Origin of the sequence: Enterococcus sp. C57, from assembly GCF_040887305.1 — a bacterium.
Taxonomy (GTDB): Bacteria; Bacillota; Bacilli; order Lactobacillales; family Enterococcaceae; genus Enterococcus_B; species Enterococcus_B hirae.
Map to the genome: position 1 here is coordinate 269,289 of NZ_JBFOFP010000001.1, position 20,784 is coordinate 290,072.

Consider the following 20,784-nt stretch of genomic DNA (forward strand, 5'->3'; position numbering starts at 1 on the left):
TCATCCTGGGAGGAATAAAATATGGAATTCTCAATTGATAATAATATCAATGACGGCGCAGTAATCAAAGTCATCGGTGTCGGTGGCGGCGGTGGAAATGCTGTTAACCGTATGATTGAAGAAAATGTAAAAGGTGTTGAGTTCATCACTGCCAACACAGATGTCCAAGCATTGAAAAATTCAAAAGCTGAAACAGTTATCCAATTAGGACCTAAATATACACGCGGACTAGGTGCAGGCTCTCAACCAGAAGTTGGTCAAAAAGCTGCCGAAGAAAGTGAACAAGCTTTACGCGAAGCCTTAGATGGCGCTGACATGATTTTCATTACTGCAGGTATGGGAGGCGGAACTGGTACAGGTGCTGCTCCAATCGTAGCAGGAATTGCTAAAGAACTTGGTGCTTTAACTGTCGGTGTCGTAACTCGACCATTCACTTTTGAAGGACCAAAACGTGGCAGATTTGCTGCTGAAGGTATCGCACGTTTGAAAGAAAACGTCGATACATTATTGATTATCTCAAACAACCGTCTTCTTGAAGTAGTTGACAAGAAAACACCAATGTTAGAAGCTTTCCGTGAAGCTGATAATGTATTACGTCAAGGGGTTCAAGGGATCTCAGATTTGATTACAGCCCCAGGTTACGTTAACCTTGACTTTGCTGATGTGAAAACTGTTATGGAAAACCAAGGAACAGCGTTAATGGGTATCGGTGTAGCAAGCGGTGAAGAACGTGTGATCGAAGCGACGAAGAAAGCTATTTCTTCTCCACTTCTTGAAACATCAATCGATGGAGCTGAGCAAGTCTTGCTTAACATCACTGGTGGATTAGACATGACTTTATTTGAAGCTCAAGATGCTTCAGATATCGTAGCAAATGCTGCTACAGGCGATGTTAACATCATTCTAGGTACATCAATCAATGAAGAAATGGGCGATGAAATCCGTGTAACGGTTATTGCAACGGGTATCGACGAATCAAAAAAGGAACGCAAGTCTAGTCGTCCGGCTAGACAAACACAAATGCAATCATCTACTCAAAAAACAGTTTTAGATATGGATCAAGCAAAACCAATCTCTGCTGAAGAAGAAAATAGCAGTTTTGGTGACTGGGACATCAGACGTGAACAAAATGTCCGTCCTAGAGTTGAAGAAACAAATTTTGAACCTATCGAAAAAAAAGAATTTGATACATTCAATCGTGAAGAAACAAAAGCAAAAGGTGACGATGAATTAAGTACACCACCATTTTTCCGTCGTAAAAAATAAAGGAGGAAGAGCACATGATTGCTGACAACTTGCTAAAAATCGAGCAAGAGATTCAGGACTCGTGTGCTCTTGTTCATCGTGATCCGAAAGAAGTCACACTAGTCGCTGTCACCAAATCAGTGGATTCTGCTACGGCAGAAAAATTGATTGAACAGGGTGTAAAAAACTGCGCAGAAAACCGCGTAGATAAATTGTTACAAAAAAAACAAGATTTAGTTAATTATCCTGATGTAAAGTGGCATTTAATTGGTAATTTGCAGCGTAGAAAGGTAAAATTGATTATAAATGAAATTGATTGCTTTCACGCATTAGACAGTTTGAAATTAGCAGAAGAAATACAAAAAAGGGCAACAAAACCCCTCGATTGTTTTGTGGAAGTGAATGTATCTGGTGAAGCATCCAAACATGGTTTTTCGCCAGAAGAGCTGGTTCCTTTTATCGAATCTTTAGTTGCTTTGTCTAAAATAAAAGTTGTTGGTTTAATGACGATGGCACCTAAAGAGGCTTCTGCTAAACAAATTCGCAAAGTATTTGGAACGCTGAAAGAATTGCGTGATCTTGTTCATTCGAAAGGTTTTTCGCATGCACCATGTACGGAATTAAGCATGGGAATGAGTCAGGACTTTCAACTGGCAATCGAAGAAGGTGCCACATTCATCCGTGTAGGAACAGCGCTATTCAAAGACGAGGAGGAACAATAATGCCACTTTTAAATAGAGGTGCGATTGCTAATTTTTTCGGATTAGCTGATGAGGAAGAGTACGAGGAGTATCCTGAAACATCTAAGCCGGCTGTAGCACAGCCTACAACAAAAAAGAAACCAATACAGCCAACACAATCTCAAATGAGCCAGCCAAGAGCTGTCTCAAAGCCACGTGCGCAACAAACAACACGTCCTGTTGCTCGTGAAAGTGTAGCGGCAAATGAAACAAAAAAAGTGATTGAATTACATCAAACACCAGCTAAAAAAACACGTAAAGAAGAAACAGCAAAAACTTCTTTTACACCTAAAACAAATTTAGCTGGAAAAATTACGGTCATGGAACCACGAGCTTATTCTGAAGCAATGGCTATTGCCAAACGAATCATTGCTGGTGAAGCAACATTAGTAAATTTCCATTTAGTAGAAGAAAAACAAGCGAGAAGAATCGTTGATTTTTTAACTGGCACTGTCTATGCATTAGATGGTGACATTAAGCGAGTAGGTGACGAGATTTTTCTATGCACGCCAACTGGAATGGAAATCGATAGTTCAACAGCACAATCTTTTGCAGACGTGAACCTATTTGACCTATAAGAGGAGGAACGACAATTTATATTATTTTTATATTACTTAATCTGCTGGGACGAGCAGCCTACTTTTACAGTCTTTTGTTAATGGTTTATGCACTTTTATCCTGGTTTCCAGGAGGATATCAATCAGGGATTGGTCGCTTTTTAGCAAAAATCTGTGAACCGTATATCCAGTTATTTGATCGGCTTCCACTTCGATTTGGTGGAATTGATTTTACGATTCTAGCTGCGATCTTGATTTTAAACTTAGCAGTACAAGGTCTTCAACATATCGTTTTATGGATAGTCATGGCAATTTATTAAAATGATCAAAGGAGTAGCTGATAGGAGGGGAAAATATGGACGCTAATGTTTATCAGCATTTCCGTGCAGATGAACGTTCTTTCATCGATTCAGTAGGTGATTGGATCGAACAGGTACAAGGGCAATATGCACCTTATCTTACTGACTTTCTTGATCCAAGACAATCCTATATACTAGAGACGCTGATCCGTCAAGATAGTGAATTACACTTTTCATTTTATGGCGGTTATGAGCAAGCAGAACGGAAGCGATGTTTGATTTTTCCTGACTATTATGAGCCTACTGACGAAGATTTTGAGGTGTCACTTTATGAAATCCATTATCCGAGTAAGTTTGCTAGTTTGACTCATGGAAAAGTATTAGGTACATTGGTTGGTACAGGTATCAAACGAGCTTACTTTGGTGATATCATTTCTGATGGTGATCGCTGGCAAGTGTTCATTGCAAGAGAAGTTGAACAGTTTGTAGCAACGCAAGTAACAAAAATCGGCAAAGTCTCTGTTCGGATGGAGCCAATCAAGTATACGGAATTACTTGTGCCAAAAGATGGTTGGACACAAGAAAGAGGTACAGTGACTTCATTGAGACTAGACAGCGTGATCTCGGAGATTTATAATATTTCCAGACAGCGTTCGAAGCAGCTGATTGAGTCTGGAAAAGTAAAAGTAAATTGGACAGAAAATACACGCCCTGATTTTTTACTTGAGTTATTAGATATCGTTTCGATCAGAGGATTTGGTCGAATCCAAATTCAAGAACTTGAAGGAAAAACCAAAAAAGAAAAATACAGGGTATTATTTGGTGTATTACGTAAATAAAACAAAAAGGTGGTTTACACATGGCTTTAACTCCATTAGATATCCAAAACAAAACATTCCCCACAAAAATGCGGGGATACAATCAAGACGAAGTAGATGATTTCTTAGATTTAGTTGTTCGTGACTATGAAGAAATCACGCAACGAAACCGTGAACTTGAAAAAGCAGTGAAACATTCAGAAGAAAAATTAGAATATTTCAATGAACTAAAAGATGCATTGAATCAGTCAATCATCGTTGCTCAAGACACAGCGGATAAAGTTAAAACAAGTGCAAGTAAAGAGTCCGAAGTAATCGTGACATCTGCTCAAAACAAAGCGGATGAATTAGTGGCTACGGCTGAAAAACGTGCGCACCAATTAACGACAGATGCGGAAGAAAAAGCAAGACAAATCCTAACAGATGCAACTGAAAAAGCAAAACAGCTAGCAGTTGAAACAGAAGACTTAAAGAAAAAAACACGAGTTTTCCACCAACGAATCAGCTTGATGTTAGAATCTCAATTAGAACAAGTAAAAAGTCCAGAATGGGATGAAATTTTACAACCTTTCTCAAGCTATGTGTCAGATAGTCATGAAGTGATCAAAGAAGTTTTAGCAAAACAACTTGACAATGAAAATCAAACTGATGTAAACTCAGACACAGGCATCATGGAAGCACCAATGACTGCATTTGATACACAGGCGATCGATATTTCGATCATTCCTGGTGATGACGAAGAGTAGAACAGAAAAGCATTTTGTCATTCTTTTCAGCGAGCCGATGATAGTGGAAGTTCGGCAAGACCCTGCAAAGTGAAAGATCCTCTACGAAAATTGTTTCTGAAATAGGAGTAAGAAACAACGGTTGACCTCGTTATTGGTTTTTAAGAGTTACATGATTATGTAACTGAATTTGGGTGGTACCACGGCATGTTCGTCCCTTTGGATGAACATGCTTTTTTGTGTTCTTTAAAATGATGAAAGAAGGAGCGTAACTGGTTTATGAAAATGAAAGAAACCTTACAACTAGGTAAAACAAAATTCCCAATGCGTGGTAATTTGCCTAATCGTGAAGCGGATTGGCAAAAAGAATGGGAAGAAAATAAAATTTATCAAAAAAGACAAGAATTAAATGAAGGAAAGCCAAGTTTCATCTTACATGATGGACCTCCTTATGCAAATGGAAATATCCATTTAGGACATTCATTAAATAAAATCAGTAAAGATATCATTATCCGTTCAAAATCAATGTCAGGATTTCGTGCACCTTATGTTCCAGGTTGGGATACTCACGGTTTACCGATTGAACAAGTATTAGCCAATAAAGGGATCAAACGAAAAGAAATGACAATGTCAGAGTACTTAGAAAAATGTCGTGAATATGCCCTTTCACAAGTCGACAAACAACGAGAAGATTTCAAACGACTAGGAGTGGCAGGCGATTGGGAGCATCCATATGTCACGTTGGATCCTTCTTACGAAGCGGCACAAATCCGTGTTTTCGGTAAAATGGCTGAAAAAGGCTATATCTATAAAGGATTGAAACCAATCTATTGGTCTCCGTCAAGTGAATCTTCACTTGCTGAAGCAGAAATCGAATATAAAGATGTGAAGTCTCCTTCTATCTTTGTGGCTTTCAATGTGAAAGATGGCAAAGGGTTGTTAGATGAAGATACAGCTTTCGTTATTTGGACAACTACGCCATGGACATTACCAGCAAACCAAGGGATTGCAGTAAATCCAACTTATACGTACGTTTTAATCGAAGCAGATGGACGTAAATTTGTCGTTGCAAAAGATTTATTAGAAAAAGTTCAAACTGAAATCGGTTGGTCTGATGTTCAGGTGTTGAAAGAGATTGCTGGTCAGGAAATGGAATACATGACTGCTTGGCATCCGTTTTATGAGCGGGAATCATTAGTCATCTTAGGTGACCATGTAACTTTAGACGCTGGTACTGGATTAGTCCATACAGCACCAGGTCACGGGGAAGATGACTATATTGCAGGAAACAGATATAAATTGCCAGTAGTTTCTCCAGTAGATTCAAAAGGGGTTTATACAGAAGAAGCACCAGGATTTGAAGGGGTCTTTTACGACAAAGCGAATCCAATGATTACTGATTTGTTACAAGAAAAAGGTGCTTTATTAAAACTTGACTTCTTTACGCATAGTTATCCTCATGACTGGCGTACAAAAAAACCTGTGATTTATCGTGCTACACCACAATGGTTTGCATCAATCGACGATTTCCGACAAAATATTTTAGAGGAAGTAGAGAAAGTAGATTGGATCATTCCTTGGGGGAAAACACGTCTTTATAATATGATCCGTGATCGTGGCGACTGGGTTATTTCACGTCAACGTGCATGGGGTGTGCCATTGCCAATCTTTTACGCTGAAAATGGGGAAGCAATCATTACGCCGGAAACGATTGAACACGTAGCGCAATTGTTTGCTGAACATGGTTCAATCATTTGGTTTGAGAAAGAAGCGAAAGATCTTCTTCCAGAAGGCTTTACGCATCCAGGATCACCGAATGGACAGTTTACGAAAGAGACAGATATCATGGATGTTTGGTTTGATTCAGGTTCTTCTCACGAAGCAGTCTTACGTCAACGTCCAGAACTATCATTCCCAGCTGATATGTATCTAGAAGGTTCTGATCAATACCGTGGCTGGTTCAATTCAAGTATTACTACAAGTGTGGCAATCAATGGGGTTGCACCGTATAAATCTGTCCTTTCTCAAGGGTTCACTCTGGATGGCGAAGGGCGTAAGATGAGTAAGTCGTTAGGTAACACGATCTTGCCAGATAAAGTGATCAAACAATTTGGTGCGGATATCTTACGTTTGTGGGTAGCTAGTGTGGATTATGAAGCAGATGTACGTGTATCCATGGACATTTTAAGTCAAGTAGCAGAAGTTTACCGCAAAATCAGAAATACGATGCGCTTCTTGATTGCAAATACTGAAGACTTCGATCCACAAAAAGATACGATTTCATTTGAAGAATTACGTTCAGTAGATAAATATATGACTATCCGATTGAACGAAGTGATTAAAGAAATTCGTGAAGAAGGATATGAGAAATATAACTTCATGCACATCTATCGTACCGTAATGAACTTTTTAACAGTAGATCTATCTGCGTTCTATCTGGATTTTGCTAAAGATGTTGTTTATATCGAATCAGAAAATGATTACCAACGCCGTTGCATGCAAACTGTGTTTTATCAAACAGCAGTAGCTTTAACAAAATTATTAACACCGATTATTCCACATACTGCAGAAGAAATTTGGTCTTTCTTAAAAGAAGAAGAAGAGTTTGTTCAATTAAGTGAACTTCCAGGTTACCAAGAGTATCCAAATCAAGAAGAATTGATGGATACTTGGGCAGCATTTATGGACTTCCGTGATAAAGTGTTAAAAGCTTTAGAAGAAGCACGAAACAATAAATTGATCGGTAAATCTTTGGAAGCGAAGTTGACGATCTATCCAAATGAACAAGTTCGTGGATTGCTGACAGCTGTGGATGCGGATATTCCACAATTGTTGATCGTGTCACCAGATTACTATGAAGTGATGTCAGCTAACGCAGAAGTACCAGAAGCTGCGGTGAAATTTGATGACGTAGCCATTTTAGTAGAAAAAGCTGACGGACAAACATGCGATCGTTGTCGTCAAATCCGCAAAGACGTAGGCGTTGATGAAAAATTACCACACTTATGTGGACGCTGTGCGCACATCGTTGAAGAAAACTATCCAGAAGCAGTGGCAGAAGGATTTGAATAAAAATTTGGTCATGTTTGGTGACTAAAGGAAAGTTATCTAAAAAACATCAAAGTTAGTAAGAATTACTAGCTTTGATGTTTTTTTATTCTCTAATAACATTTATTCTATTGAAAAAGGAGCTAATTAAATTTTAAACAGTTTTGAGTTCAAAACAACATTTTATGAAAAAAAGCAATTAACAAAAAATTAAATGTTAAACTAGGTTAGTAGACTATTTCACAAATTTATAGAAGGAGGTGAAAATTATGTCAAAAAATTTAGTAAAATACTTACTCGTGTCATTGTTAGTATTTGCTTCTTGTTCAATGGGTATTTTAGGTGAAACTATTTTTGCTAGTGAAAACAATAATTACTTTACTGGCAATAATTATTTCGATAATTCTAGTACTGATTTACATAGTAATATTACAGAGATTAGTCTACAACGTGGTGTTGATACGATGAATTTTAACGATTATGTCTATATGCAAAATAAGCCACATGGTACAAGTCGCTGGATTCCAAGTATGACAAAGATTTGGCAAGTGAAATACAAAAATGGGAAAAAATATCAAGGATATGTAAACTGGACAGGTCGGTATAAAAATGGTACTCACATTGGTGCATACTATCAATATACTGGTTTATTGTTTAGAGCATAGTAGCAACAAAAATAAGTATAATTAAATAAATATAGCTATTAAGCTTGAGAAAGGTGCCAATATATTGAGGTTGAGAACAATTAATTCTGTTAGGGTTGTTAAGGTAATACAGCTGTTACTTTATTTTACATTTATTTACTCATTAATTAAAAATCATACTTATTTATCAATAGTGTTATTAGCAATTGGCTTTTCTTTAGAACTATTTATTCCAAATGAATATGGTTGGGGAATAAAGAAAAGTAAAAAAAATATATTTATAAAATCAGATAAAGTTTGGATGGAACCACTTATTGTAATTTTCTTTTTGCTTTTGTTTATTATCATTACTTATCTTTATTTAACTTAGGAGGAATTTTTATGAAAAAGGCAGTAAGAAAAATCTGGGTATATTTTTGTTCGATAGTATTATTAATTCCTTGTTTTATAACTCTACTCAATGTAGATGCTTCAGAGAATGTATTGGAGATAAAAGATGGAAAAAACTCAAACAAAATAGCAGAACTATTAAAACAAGCCCAACAAAATCCTAATGTTGATGTAGAAGTGATTGGTGACGATTTCTCAATTACATTTACTGATGCTGATGTTTACAACTCTGTAAAAGAATCTCAAGCTATTCCAGTATTGAAAGTACCTAGATCTAATGGCGTAAATAAGATAGAAGGTAAAATAAGTTCAGGAAATTTTAAAGTATATCTTACTAAAAATACATTAAATGCTATCAAAACATTTGGTATTGGTGCATTAGGAAAAATAATACCTGGAGGAGCAGGTTGGTTATTATCGGGATTATTCACTATTATTTCTGCTGATAGTAACTTTAAACATGGCAGAGTGTTTGTTTACCAAAATTATCGATATCAATATTGGTATAATCAGTAACTTCATTGACCGTATACATAATTCGAACGGAACATGTTCTGTTCGAAATTTTTTAATAATTTTTATTGCCCAAGTATGTGCTAGAAGACTAGAAAAATGCATACTATTTAAATGAAAAAACGATTCTAAACGCCTGATTAATTGTTTATTTATTATCCTTAAAATATAGATAATCTATTTTGACTCAGAATCTTTCCTTATTTAATTTTTCATATTAGCTATAGTTTGACTTAATCAAACTCTATATTCAAAGCACGAAATCCAAGGTAATAAGTAATAATTGTTTCAAACATAGAGAGCTTCCTTGAAATTTTATTGTGAATGTTCCTATAAAAAAGTTGGAAGTGCTCAGGTTCAAACGTTCTTTTAAAAGATATAACAGTTTTCAAGAAATACATCGGAAGTGTTTAGCGTTTGCTGCACCGTAAGTTATTCCTACGTAAAAATAAAAATTTAAACGAATACATATAGGAAAGAGGGGGAAATCAATGATTATTGATTTCCCCCTCTAATATTAGTAAATTTTTACTTTTAAACGTTACACACAGCTAGTCTTCTAGCTTTCCACGATCACGGTACCAGCCATCTGGTTGCCAGATCCATTCAAACCCATCTTTTTCCAGCAATTCAAATGCAGCTTCTGGTCCCATTGTTCCAGCTTTATAATTAGGGAAGTCAGGTTCCACTTGATCCCAAGCTTTACGAATGACATCGACGATATGCCAAGATTGAGCAACTTCTTCCCAATGTGAAAAGTTTGTACCATCACCTTTTAAAGCATCTAAAAGCAGCTTCTCATAAGCTTCAGGACTGTTTTCAACCATTTCAGCGCTATTGCGGTACTCTAATCTTCTAAATTCAGTGTTAAACCCTTGTCCAACCTCTTTTCCATTTAATGTTAAAGAGAAACCTTCCGTTGGTTGGATATAAATCGTTAAAACATTTGGTGGTAATGTCCTATCTTCACAAGGTTCATCTTCGACCGAAGTTTTAAAAACATTGACTGGGACTTGTTTAAAGACGATATTGATCCGAGTTCCTTTTTCTGTCAAACGTTTCCCAGTGCGCACATAAAAGGGAACACCTGACCAGCGGAAATTGTCAATGACAAACTTCCCAGCTACAAAAGTTTCGGTAGTAGATTCAGGATCTACTTTATCTTCTTCACGATAGCCTTTAAATGTATTACCATCTAACTCACCAGGTGCATATTGCCCACGGATAAAGTTTTTTAATGCTTCAGATTTTTCATAGATTCGCACAGCTTTCAGTGCCTTGATTTTTTCTGCACGAATTTCTTTTTCAGAAAAGGCGACAGGAGGTTCCATCGCTAAAAGTGCTAGTACTTGTAGAATGTGGTTTTGGACCATATCTTTTAAAGCACCACTGTGATCATAGTAGCCACCACGATCTTCAACACCTAAAGCTTCACCGAATGTAATCTGAATATTATCGATATAGCGATTGTTCCATTGTGATTCAAAAATGTTATTAGCAAAACGAATTGCTGAGATATTTTGGATCATTTCTTTACCTAAATAATGATCAATCCTAAAAATATCTTGTTCAGGGAAGACTTGACGAATCTTTTCATTCAGCTCGAATGCAGATTGATAATCTGAACCAAATGGTTTTTCGATGATCAAGCGATTATAACCATTTTCAGTAACGATATGTTGCGATTTAAGATGAGAAACGATCGTACCGAAAAATTCTGGAGACATGGCTAAATAATAGATGCGATTGCCAGCTAATTGGTAGGTTTCATCTAAGCGGTCAGCTAGGTCTTTTAAAGTATTGTAGTGGGTAGAATCATTTACATCATGTGATTGATAGTAGAAATGACTAGCAAATTCTTTTGCTTCTTCTTCAGTCGGATTCAAGGACTGGATCGTCGAAGCGACCACTTCACGATAATGTTCATCGCTCCAAGGTCTACGAGCAGTACCGATTACTGCAAAATGTTTTCCTAGATTTCCTTTTTTATAAAGGCGGAACAAGGAAGGATACAATTTGCGTTGTGCTAAATCACCTGTACCACCAAAGATTGTAAATAAGACATTTTTTTCATTAGCCATATGGGTGTACTCCTTTATAATTTGTCGACAAAAATCGTACTGGCTGCTTTAAAGCTGACAGGGATTTTCTTTTGTTGATTTTGGATTGTGATCGGTCCTTCATAAGCGGCAACATCTACAATCTCATATTCTTCATCAATGTTTAAGTCAATCGTCACAAGATAGTCCAATAGTTCTTTTTCATCCAACACTCGAGCGATGCGAACTTTAGAACCAACTGGATAAGACTCTAATGTTTGTCTACGTTCTTCATGAACCACTTGTTCTTTTTTAGGAATAATTCCACCATGTGGACAGTGCATAGGATGATTCAAATAGTCTTCTAAATGGTCAGCAAGTTGTTCTGAAGTCACATGTTCCAACACCTCAGCATCATCATGGACTTCGTTCCAGCTATAATCTAAATGTTCGACTAAAAAAACTTCCCATAAACGATGTTTGCGAATCAAACTACTTGCCTTTTGTAAGCCAGTCTCCGTAAGTTGAACTCCTTGATAAGGAGAATGCTCAACGAGTTGTTCTTTCACAAGTTTGGAAATCATTTCGCTAACAGAAGCTGGGGACACAGCAAGACTGGAAACGATTTGTTTATTATTTACTTTTGTCGTGTCTCCGCCTAATTCCAAAATGATTTTCAAGTAATCTTCTCGATTTGGTGTCATGTTTAATCATCCTTTCATGGTATGAAACCATCATTAGTAAGTTTATCAAAAAAAACATCAAATGACTATTTTTCTAGACAAAAAACGTAAAATAAACGAAGAAATACAGAAAGGTAAATCAATGATGAAGGGAATGAAAAGAGTTTGGGATACAGGACTTGCTCTAAAAGTCGTTCAAGAAGTGGCTCTATCAAAAATAAGCCGAAGAATTCCAAAAACAGGAGGAGATTTTTGGAAATTCTTCGACTTATTTTTCAGAGTTAGCCGCTCTTGTCACACCCTCTTTTGAGGAACTATTTTGTTTTGTCAACGTATAAGAAGTATCGGATGATTCATCATAAAAGGTCGTATCACTGTATGATAGGATCAAATAAAAACCATATTGATCTCGCAAGACGAGTTGCTGTGGAGTTAGTTCGACCAATTCCGTTACTAAGGAGTGACCGTTGATAGATAAATCAAACGTTTCTGTGACCAGTAGTTGTTGTTTTTGTTGATTTTTATCTATAAAGGTCCAGGTTCCATGATATTGCGTTGGATCAAAGTCTTTGGTGGTTGGCTGTTTCTTTTTCAGAAAGAATTTTCCAAATAAAATAGCAAAAAATGCAAGGATTCCATAAAGTGTTTTTTTACGTATCATACGATTGTCACTCCTAACCTCTTTTAATTCCAACGATCATTTTCTGTCAGTTTCATTGTACCTAAAAAAAATAAAGATTTCTCTAGGACTTTCGACTGGTTTTTCAAGAGTTTTTTGTGAAATTATGGTAGGATATATAGGTAGGAAGAAAGGCGACCGTTTTTGAAGTACCAGCAAGTAGAAATCGCTTTTTTTATTGAACGACCGAATCGTTTCATCGCTCATTGCTTGAACCAACAAGGAGAAGTGATTGTAGCCCATGTGAAAAACACTGGAAGAGGTAAAGAAGTCCTGCTCCCAGGAGCGAAAGTAGCGGTTGCATATACACCTAGTTTAAAACGGAAAACAGATTATGATTTAATTGCTGTGAAAAAAGGGGATAACTGGTTCAATATCGATAGTCAACTTCCCAACCGTTTGGCATTAGAAGGAATTTTATCTGGAACAATCCAGTTGCCATCGTTGATCGGAAAAATCGTTAAGTTCAAGCGTGAAGTCCGCTATCGACAGTCCATATTTGATATTTATTTAGAAACAGATTCAGGAAAAAAAGTGTTCGTCGAAGTAAAGGGAATGACTTTAGAAAATAAAGGAATTGGGGCGTTTCCTGATGCGCCAACGTTACGAGGTTTAAAACATGTGAAAGAATTAGTGGAAGCGCGACAGGAAGGCTATGAAACTTACGTGTTGTTTATCGCACAGTTTGAACACCTTCATCTGGCAACAATCAACGAAGCAATGCAACCGGAGTTAGCCAATATCATACGCTACGGACAGTTAAACGGCGTGAATGTTTTAGCCTATAATTGTCAGGTAACAGCGGATTGTGTCAATTTGAAACAAGCCATACCATTTGATGTAGAGGCATCGTTTGAAGACCCGAATAAATAGAAAGAAGGTAAATGAAATGATCAATTTAGGAATTATTGGTACCAACTGGATCACCCATCAATTTGTGCAAGCAGCATTAAGCACGAAACAATATGAATTAACAGCAGTTTATTCGAGACATTTAGAAAAAGCACAAGAATTTGGCGCCAAGTATGAGGGAGATATTGCCTATGCGACAGATTTAGAAACTTTTTTTGGTCTGGAACATCTTGATACGGTATACATTGCTTCGCCTAACAGCCTGCATTTTCAACAAGCAAAACAAGGCATTTTAGCAGGAAAAAATGTCATTGTTGAAAAACCGGCATTTAGTACGCCTAAAGAAATGGATGAGATCATTCATCTAGCGAATGAGAAAAATGTTTATTTTTTTGAAGCTGCACGAAACATCCATGAAGCAGGATTCAAAAAAATTGCTGACTATCTTCCATTGAAAGATGAGATCCTCGGTGCCAACTTTAGTTATATGAAATATTCTTCTCGTTACGATCAAGTACTAGCAGGAGAAGTACCAAATATTTTCTCTACCCGATTTTCTGGTGGTGCGCTGATGGATCTGGGCGTTTATCTCGTTTATGCTACGATAGGATGGTTTGGGATGCCTTCAGAAGTTCACTATTTCCCACGAAAGATCTCAACTGGTGTTGATGGATTAGGTTGGGGGATCTTGCGTTATGAGACCTTTGATGTCACGATTCAACCTGGTAAAATCGGTGATTCTTACTTACCTTCAGAAATCTACTTTAATTCAGGAACATTAGTCATGAATGGGGTCAATGCGATTGAAAAAGCAGAGTTCCATGATCGAGAACATCAGGAAATTGATGCATTAGCAATTACCGCAGCTGAAAATCCCATGGCAGAAGAGGCAGCTGATTTTGCCAATGTGATCAATCATCCAAACGATCCAGCTTGGGGATTACGATATGAAGAATGGATCGAACTTGCTCGCAATGTGAACCAAGTAGTTTACGATCTTAGAATAAATGGTGGCATCAAATTTGATGCCGATAATGAGGACGATTTTTAAAATGAATGAATTTGTAAAAAACTTTCCACAAGCTTGGCAAGAAAAATGGCAGGAAAAGGGATTTCAAACACCCTCTCTGATCCAACAGGCTGCTTTTCAACCGCTTAAAGAAAAAGAATCAATTATTGGTATTTCACCAACCGGCTCAGGCAAAACATTAGCTTATCTTTTACCTTTGCTGCTGAATGTCCCTAAAGAGGGGGGCAGTACTTTACTAATCCTTGTTTCTTCACAAGAATTAGCAATTCAAGTCGCAGAAGTGGCTCGTGAGTGGTCAAAAGGATTGGCATTAAAAGTCCAATCACTTGTGGGCGGAGCTAACGTCAAAAGGCAGATCGAAGGTTTGAAAAAACGACCAGAAGTCTTAGTAGGGACTCCTGGACGTGTGCTGGAATTGATGAAGACCAAAAAATTAAAAGCTCATCAGTTGCAAACGATTGTTTTTGATGAAGCAGATCAATTGTTTGATGAGGGGAATCGTTCATTAGTGGAACAAATTTTGCGACAAGCCCCTGTGGACTATCAATTAGTATTCTTCTCAGCAACAGCTGATCGCTCAATCAGTAAAATTGAAGAAATCACAAAGGCTTCCATCCCAGTTGTTGATGTCACAAAAGACGATGACTCTAGAAAAGGTCAGCAACATTACTATTTAAGGATACCACCTCGTAAAAAAGAAGAGTATTTGAGACGGCTTGCTTATGTCACAGATTTTCATGGACTAGTCTTTTTCAACCAACTCAATGAATTAGGGACAATGGAAGAAAAATTACAATTTCGTGGTGTTTCAGTTGGCAGCTTAGCTTCCGATCAAAATAAATTGTTACGTAAAGCAGCACTTGATCAATTCAAGAATAAAAAAATCACGATGTTGTTCACGACTGACGTAGCAGCCAGAGGATTAGATATCGAACAATTACCTTATGTTGTGAATGCCGAAATTCCCTTAACGGAAGAAGCTTATCTGCATCGTTCAGGGCGAACCGGACGGATGGGGAAAGACGGAACCGTGATCACGTTTGTGCAAGATCATACAGTTAAAGAGTTGAAAAAATTAACACGTCATATGGCGATTGATATGGAAGAGATTTTTCTTCATGGTGGACAATTAGTCAAAGAATTGCCACAAAAAGAACTATCACAAAAAGAAGAAGCCAATGACAAAAACACAAAAAAAACTGCTCCATTTGGTCCTTCGAAAAAAGAACAAGTTGAAAAAAATAGTACGCCAAAGAAAAAGCTTAAAAACAAACAAAAAAAGCAGAAAAATAAAGGAGCAAGGCGCAAATAAGCGCCTTTTTGTGTTATTATATTGAAAACGCAATCAGCGTTATTTGAGGATAGTGGGGGATTGTATGAACGAAAGACAAGAAGAAATATTGGATCTATTGCATGAGAACCAGCAAGGATTGACGGCAAGTGATGTGGCAAAACATCTAAAAATCGATCGAAGTAATGCAAGTCGATATCTCAGCGATCTCTATAAAGACCGCTATATTATCAAAAGTTCCGGCAGACCAGTCGTCTATTCATTGCCTCCGCAAAAAACAGCCTCTGACAAAGTTCACGTTGATGCATCGACCCAAGTGACGTTTGATACACTAGTTGGTGAAAATGATTCTTTGAAAGTAAGCATCCAGCAAGCTAAGGCAGCCATATTATATCCTCCTCGAGGATTGCATACAATCATTTTTGGTGAGACAGGAACGGGTAAATCGATGTTTGCAGAATGTATGTATCATTTTGCGATTGATTCTGAAATGCTCTCAGAAGATGCACCTTTTGTTTCATTTAACTGTGCGGATTATGCGCAGAATCCACAGTTACTGTTTGGACATATTTTTGGAATCAAAAAAGGAGCTTATACTGGGGCATCGCAAGATAGTCAAGGGTTGATTGCGAAAGCGAATGGTGGGATCTTGTTTCTTGATGAAATTCATCGTTTACCACCAGAAGGACAAGAAATGTTGTTTACTTTTATTGATAAAGGGGTCTATCGTCCGTTGGGAGAAAGCGCCCACGTCCATGAAGCATCTGTTCAGATCATTGGAGCAACCACCGAGTCATCCGAAAGTTTTTTGACAACCTTTAATCGCCGAATTCCTATGGCAATCACATTACCAAATCTGGCTTCTCGTTCATTAGATGAACGTTATGAAATCATTTCTTTATTTATCAAACAAGAGGCCAATCGTTTGAATCAACGTATTGATATCGAAAAAGAAGCCATTTTGGCATTTATGCTTTATGATGCAGAAGGAAATATCGGACAAGTCAAGCGTGATTTGAAATTAGTGTGTGCGAAGTCATTTTTACATTATCGGACACATAATGAAGAAAAACTGATTATTCGTAAAGAAGAACTGTCTCTCCAAGTACAAAAAGGGTTGTTGAAAATTAAAGAAGTACCTGAACGTTTGGATCGCTTTATGGATAGTAAGAGTCAATACCTGACTTTTGAGCCTGGTTTTGCTGATGTTGTTTGGTCACAAGATCCAGAACGAAACATGCAGGTCTATAATGATATCGAAGAAAAAATGCTTTCTTTATCAGAAACGGGTGTCGAAAGTATTGATTTAGAAACTTTGATCTCGAAAGATGTGGATGCTTATTTCCAAACTTATGTCAAAGAGTTGACAAAGAGTACGATTCCAAAAGATCTGTTGCCAGATGACATTTGGCGGTTAACCAACGAGTTATACGATGTTGCAGAAGCTAGGTTGGATCGAATCTACAATGAAAAAGCTCGATTTGCCTTTGCCCTTCATTTGCAAAGTACATTGGATCGGGTCAAAGAAGGACACATGATTGTTCATCCTGATCTCAACAACGTACGCAAAAATTTTAAAAAGGAATTTCAAGTAGCCATTGATTTATCTACGATCATTGAAGAAGAACAACAAATTGAAATTCCGTTTGACGAAATTGGTTTTATCAGTATGTTTCTTTCCATTAATCTTGGCGAAAGTGAACCAGTAAAAGAAAATAAAGTTGAGGTCTTAGTTTTGATGCACGGCAGACAAACCGCCTCAAGTATGTTGGAAATGGCGCAAGAATTATTAGGAACGAAATTAGGTACAGCATTTAATATGCCGTTAGCCATGGAAGTCCAAACGATGTATGAAGAAGTGCTGGCTTATGTTCAAAATCGTCAGGCAAGTCTGACGAATGGATTGATCTTACTGACGGATATGGGTTCTTTAAATACCTTTGGTGACTTGATTTTTGAAGAGACTGGAATCAAAACGAAAGCAATTACAATGAGTAGTACGATGATCGTGATTGAGGCATTACGGATGGCGAATGTTGGTCGGAGCTTGGAAGATATCTATCAAAGTATCCAGATTTCCTTTGAAACGATCGTCAAGGACCAATTCAAAGAAGAACAAACTGAAACCTATGAACGTAAAAAAGCGGTGATCGTTACTTGTTTTACTGGGGAAGGTGTAGCAGCTAAATTATACCAGCGGATTGTTCCTGTAATCGACCAAAAAAAGGTCGAAGTGATCCAAATGCAGTTTTTAGAACGAGAATCATTTAAGCGACACATTGATGCATTATTAGAAGAATATGAGATCAAAGCCATTGCGGGCACGGTAGATGTGGATTACCAAAATATTCCGTTTTTCTCAGCGTATGATGTCTTCAACGATGAGAAATTGAATATGCTCAAGCGGATCGCTGATGATGAAGTTCCAACTGCCAAAATCGTTGATTCATTAAAAGATTCTTTAAATTCGATTTCTTCGGTAGAGCTTTTGATCCATTCTTTACAAAAAAACATCCAGCAAATCCAAACGGATCTCTCAATTATAGTAGAGCCAGGAGTAGACATTGGGATCGTGATTCATTTAGCCTTTTTACTGGATGGACTGATCAAGCATGAGAAGACCCGAGAATTTGAGAATCTGTCTACTTTCTCAAAAATTTATCGTTTAGAAATGGACATCGTTCGAACGAATCTTATTGGATTGGAACGGAAATATCAGGTGAATATCCCAGAAAATGAGATTGCCTTCTTAACGCAAATGTTTATTGAAAATAAAATTAAAAAATAAAACACACTAATCTATTTTTTTACACAGATAACACCAGTGTGCGCACAGAAAAGAAGGACCAAAGGCTATGAAAACGCTATTTTGGTTCTTTTTTTGTTTGGCATGCTTCTTGCATTATAAAAATGTGTAAAACAAATTAAAAGGAGTGGAGAAAATGGCGAAAAAAACGATTATGTTAGTATGCTCTGCGGGGATGAGTACAAGTTTGCTAGTTACGAAAATGCAAAAAGCTGCAGAAGAAAAAGGAATGGAGGCAGATATTTTTGCTGTTTCAGCTTCAGACGCTGATAATAATCTTGAAGCAAAAAATGTCGATGTCTTACTTTTAGGACCTCAAGTCCGGTTTATGAAAGCTCAATTTGAGCAAAAATTAGCACCGAAAGGGATTCCGCTAGATGTAATCAATATGCAAGATTACGGCATGATGAATGGTGCAAAAGTACTAGAACAAGCCGAAAATTTGATGCAATAAATCTATAGGAAATGGAGGAAAAAATGTGGAAGATCAACAAAATCTCGAAGCCATCATGGGACTCATCATGTTTGGTGGTAATGCCAAGAGCGATGCAATGGAAGCGATTTCTGCGGCTAAAAAAGGTAATTTCGAGTTAGCGGATCAAAAAATAATGGATGCAAAGGAATCATTAGTCCAAGCCCATCATTCACAGACGCAAATGTTGACACAAGAAGCACAAGGAAACCATGTTCAGGTCACGTTATTGACCGTACACAGTCAAGACCATTTAATGACGTCGATTGCTTTTACTGATTTAGCAGAAGAACTTATTGAACTTTACCGAAGAATCAATGTCGAATAAAGACAGATGAACGAAAATAGAACCTTCTTTTTTGAACGGAAGAAGAAAAAATTTTGAACGGATTTTTTTAATTTGGTATGAGGAAGCAATTCTTTATATAAACAACTTATAGGAGGATATAAAAATGAACGGATTAACAAATTGGATGGAGAAATACATCCTTCCGGTTGCCGCAAAAATTGGTGCGCAGAAACATTTAGTTGCTTTGCGTGACGCTTTTATCGGTACTTTACCTGCAACAATGGCGGGATCAGTCGCTGTAATGATCAATGCAATTATTCGAGATTTACCACAGCAATTTAATAGTACGTATGCAGACAGTTTAGCAGCGGACAAAGGAATTTTTGCAGTATTAAATGTTATTATTGGAATTAATGGATTTGTATGGAATGGAACTTTAGCAATTGCCGGCTTGATTTTTGCCTTTTCTTGGGGATACAATCTTGCGAGAGCTTATGGGGTCAATGACCTAGCCGGAGGGATCGTTGGTCTGGCGACTTTGATCCAAGGAATTTCTTTTGGACCTTCATTGTCAGCCGCTTTGAACGTCAATGTTCCTCAAAATATCGTTGATGCCATCAATGGAACGGAATTAGGGGCAACGATCGCGGATGGAAATTTATCCGTTGGTCTTTGGGGTTGGCTAAAACTTGATCATTTAAATGGAAACTCTTATTTCACAGTCATGATCATGGGTGCTATTTCTGTCATTATTTTCTGTAAATTAATGTTAGCCAACATTACGATCAAAATGCCAGATTCTGTACCACCAGCAGTATCGAAGGCTTTTGCCGCAATTCTGCCAGCAACGATCGCTTTATATGTCATTGCTATTATTAATTATATCGTTGGCCGTATCGCTGACGGACAATTGATCATTGATTTAGTTCAAAAATATATCGCTGAACCTTTCTTGGGATTATCTCAAGGGATCGGTGCTGTATTGATCGTTACGGTCTTTGTTCAGATCTTCTGGTTCTTTGGTATTCATGGACCAAACGTATTAGCTCCAGTTTTAGAAGGAATTTGGGGTCAAGCACAATTGATCAATATCGATATTTTCCAAAAAGGTTACAATGGAAAAACAGGAACACCTGCAGTCTTAGATGCAATTGAAGATGGTAAGGCTTATATGTGGGTTCGTGGATCCTTTGATGCCTTCGCTTGGTTCGGGGGTTCTGGTGGTACGATCGTTCTATTGATTGCTATTTTACTCCTTTCTAAACGTGCCGATTATTTGACAGTTGCTAAATTGTCGATCGGACCTGGTATTTTCAATATCAATGAACCAGTTATGTTTGGTTTACCGATTGTATTGAACGCTATCATGTTCATCCCATTCTTATTAGCACCTGTTGTTGCAACAGCTATAGGTTGGGGAGCAACTTACTTTGGTTTGGTCGCCCCAGTATCGCAGTCAGTCGTGTGGGTTGTTCCACCATTCTTACTCTCGTTCCTAGCTACCGGAGCAGACTGGCGTGCGCCAATCGTGACATTAGTATGTATGGTTGTTACTTTCTTGATCTGGGCACCGTTCGTTATCTCAGCGAATAAGATGGATCCAGCAGCAGGCGAACAATAAAAATCAATGAGCAGAAGCATTTTTTGCTTCTGCTCTCTAAACA

19 protein-coding genes are annotated in these 20,784 nt (G+C 37.5%); 16 read left to right on the forward strand and 3 right to left on the reverse strand.

Features of this window, described 5'->3' with window-relative positions; all coding sequences use genetic code 11:
- Positions 1–21: 21 nt before the first annotated feature.
- From ftsZ to AB5M32_RS01260, 9 genes are all read left to right on the forward strand, one after another.
- Positions 22–1,266, forward strand: a complete 1,245-nt coding sequence (gene ftsZ, locus AB5M32_RS01220; RefSeq protein WP_010719775.1) for a cell division protein FtsZ — start codon at positions 22–24, stop codon at positions 1,264–1,266.
- A 14-nt stretch (positions 1,267–1,280) separates the two neighbouring features.
- Positions 1,281–1,967 (forward strand): YggS family pyridoxal phosphate-dependent enzyme, encoded by a 687-nt coding sequence (locus AB5M32_RS01225; protein WP_010719774.1) that lies wholly within the window; start codon positions 1,281–1,283, stop codon positions 1,965–1,967.
- Positions 1,967–2,563, forward strand: a complete 597-nt coding sequence (locus AB5M32_RS01230; protein ID WP_010719773.1) for a cell division protein SepF — start codon at positions 1,967–1,969, stop codon at positions 2,561–2,563. Before AB5M32_RS01225 ends, AB5M32_RS01230 begins: the two co-directional genes overlap by 1 nt.
- A 29-nt stretch (positions 2,564–2,592) precedes the next feature.
- Positions 2,593–2,862: a YggT family protein gene (locus tag AB5M32_RS01235; RefSeq protein ID WP_034686156.1), complete on the forward strand. Its 270-nt coding sequence runs from the start codon at positions 2,593–2,595 to the stop codon at positions 2,860–2,862.
- A 35-nt stretch (positions 2,863–2,897) separates the two neighbouring features.
- Entirely contained in the window at positions 2,898–3,680 is a 783-nt protein-coding gene (locus AB5M32_RS01240) for an RNA-binding protein (protein WP_010738197.1), read from the forward strand.
- 20 nt (positions 3,681–3,700) lie between these two features.
- The gene (locus AB5M32_RS01245; RefSeq protein ID WP_010719771.1) at positions 3,701–4,405 is read left to right on the forward strand and encodes a DivIVA domain-containing protein; all 705 of its coding nucleotides are present in this window, start codon (positions 3,701–3,703) and stop codon (positions 4,403–4,405) included.
- 258 nt (positions 4,406–4,663) lie between these two features.
- Complete coding sequence (ileS, locus tag AB5M32_RS01250) at positions 4,664–7,456, forward strand: isoleucine--tRNA ligase (protein ID WP_010738196.1); 2,793 nt, start codon at positions 4,664–4,666, stop codon at positions 7,454–7,456.
- A gap of 245 nt (positions 7,457–7,701) precedes the next feature.
- Positions 7,702–8,097, forward strand: coding sequence for a hypothetical protein (locus AB5M32_RS01255; protein WP_053766110.1), 396 nt, complete (start codon positions 7,702–7,704; stop codon positions 8,095–8,097).
- A 360-nt stretch (positions 8,098–8,457) separates the two neighbouring features.
- On the forward strand, positions 8,458–8,982 hold the full coding sequence (locus AB5M32_RS01260) for a hypothetical protein (protein WP_053766109.1): 525 nt from the start codon (positions 8,458–8,460) through the stop codon (positions 8,980–8,982).
- 548 nt (positions 8,983–9,530) lie between these two features.
- Here AB5M32_RS01260 and zwf read toward each other — a convergent pair.
- The 3 genes from zwf to AB5M32_RS01275 all read right to left on the reverse strand — a co-directional run bounded on the left by zwf (position 9,531) and on the right by AB5M32_RS01275 (position 12,362).
- The gene (gene zwf / locus AB5M32_RS01265) at positions 9,531–11,060 is read right to left on the reverse strand and encodes a glucose-6-phosphate dehydrogenase (RefSeq protein WP_010719769.1); all 1,530 of its coding nucleotides are present in this window, start codon (positions 11,058–11,060) and stop codon (positions 9,531–9,533) included.
- 14 nt (positions 11,061–11,074) lie between these two features.
- The gene (locus AB5M32_RS01270) at positions 11,075–11,722 is read right to left on the reverse strand and encodes a metal-dependent transcriptional regulator (protein ID WP_010719768.1); all 648 of its coding nucleotides are present in this window, start codon (positions 11,720–11,722) and stop codon (positions 11,075–11,077) included.
- 247 nt (positions 11,723–11,969) lie between these two features.
- Positions 11,970–12,362, reverse strand: a complete 393-nt coding sequence (locus tag AB5M32_RS01275; RefSeq protein WP_010738194.1) for a DUF4828 domain-containing protein — start codon at positions 12,360–12,362, stop codon at positions 11,970–11,972.
- A gap of 162 nt (positions 12,363–12,524) precedes the next feature.
- Between AB5M32_RS01275 and sfsA the strand changes: the two genes are divergently transcribed.
- The 7 genes from sfsA to AB5M32_RS01310 all read left to right on the forward strand — a co-directional run bounded on the left by sfsA (position 12,525) and on the right by AB5M32_RS01310 (position 20,741).
- The gene (gene sfsA, locus AB5M32_RS01280; RefSeq protein WP_178286552.1) at positions 12,525–13,253 is read left to right on the forward strand and encodes a DNA/RNA nuclease SfsA; all 729 of its coding nucleotides are present in this window, start codon (positions 12,525–12,527) and stop codon (positions 13,251–13,253) included.
- A gap of 16 nt (positions 13,254–13,269) precedes the next feature.
- Positions 13,270–14,283, forward strand: a complete 1,014-nt coding sequence (locus AB5M32_RS01285; protein WP_010738192.1) for a Gfo/Idh/MocA family protein — start codon at positions 13,270–13,272, stop codon at positions 14,281–14,283.
- A 1-nt stretch (position 14,284) separates the two neighbouring features.
- Positions 14,285–15,574 (forward strand): DEAD/DEAH box helicase, encoded by a 1,290-nt coding sequence (locus AB5M32_RS01290; RefSeq protein WP_081128584.1) that lies wholly within the window; start codon positions 14,285–14,287, stop codon positions 15,572–15,574.
- Between the two features lie 64 nt (positions 15,575–15,638).
- A complete protein-coding gene (locus AB5M32_RS01295) occupies positions 15,639–18,341 on the forward strand; it encodes a sigma 54-interacting transcriptional regulator (protein WP_063626774.1) in 2,703 nt (900 codons plus the stop codon).
- A gap of 154 nt (positions 18,342–18,495) precedes the next feature.
- A complete protein-coding gene (locus tag AB5M32_RS01300) occupies positions 18,496–18,813 on the forward strand; it encodes a PTS sugar transporter subunit IIB (RefSeq protein ID WP_010719763.1) in 318 nt (105 codons plus the stop codon).
- A gap of 25 nt (positions 18,814–18,838) precedes the next feature.
- Positions 18,839–19,159: a PTS lactose/cellobiose transporter subunit IIA gene (locus AB5M32_RS01305; RefSeq protein WP_010719762.1), complete on the forward strand. Its 321-nt coding sequence runs from the start codon at positions 18,839–18,841 to the stop codon at positions 19,157–19,159.
- A gap of 124 nt (positions 19,160–19,283) precedes the next feature.
- Positions 19,284–20,741: a PTS sugar transporter subunit IIC gene (locus AB5M32_RS01310; protein ID WP_178286550.1), complete on the forward strand. Its 1,458-nt coding sequence runs from the start codon at positions 19,284–19,286 to the stop codon at positions 20,739–20,741.
- The last annotated feature ends 43 nt before the right edge of the window (positions 20,742–20,784 follow it).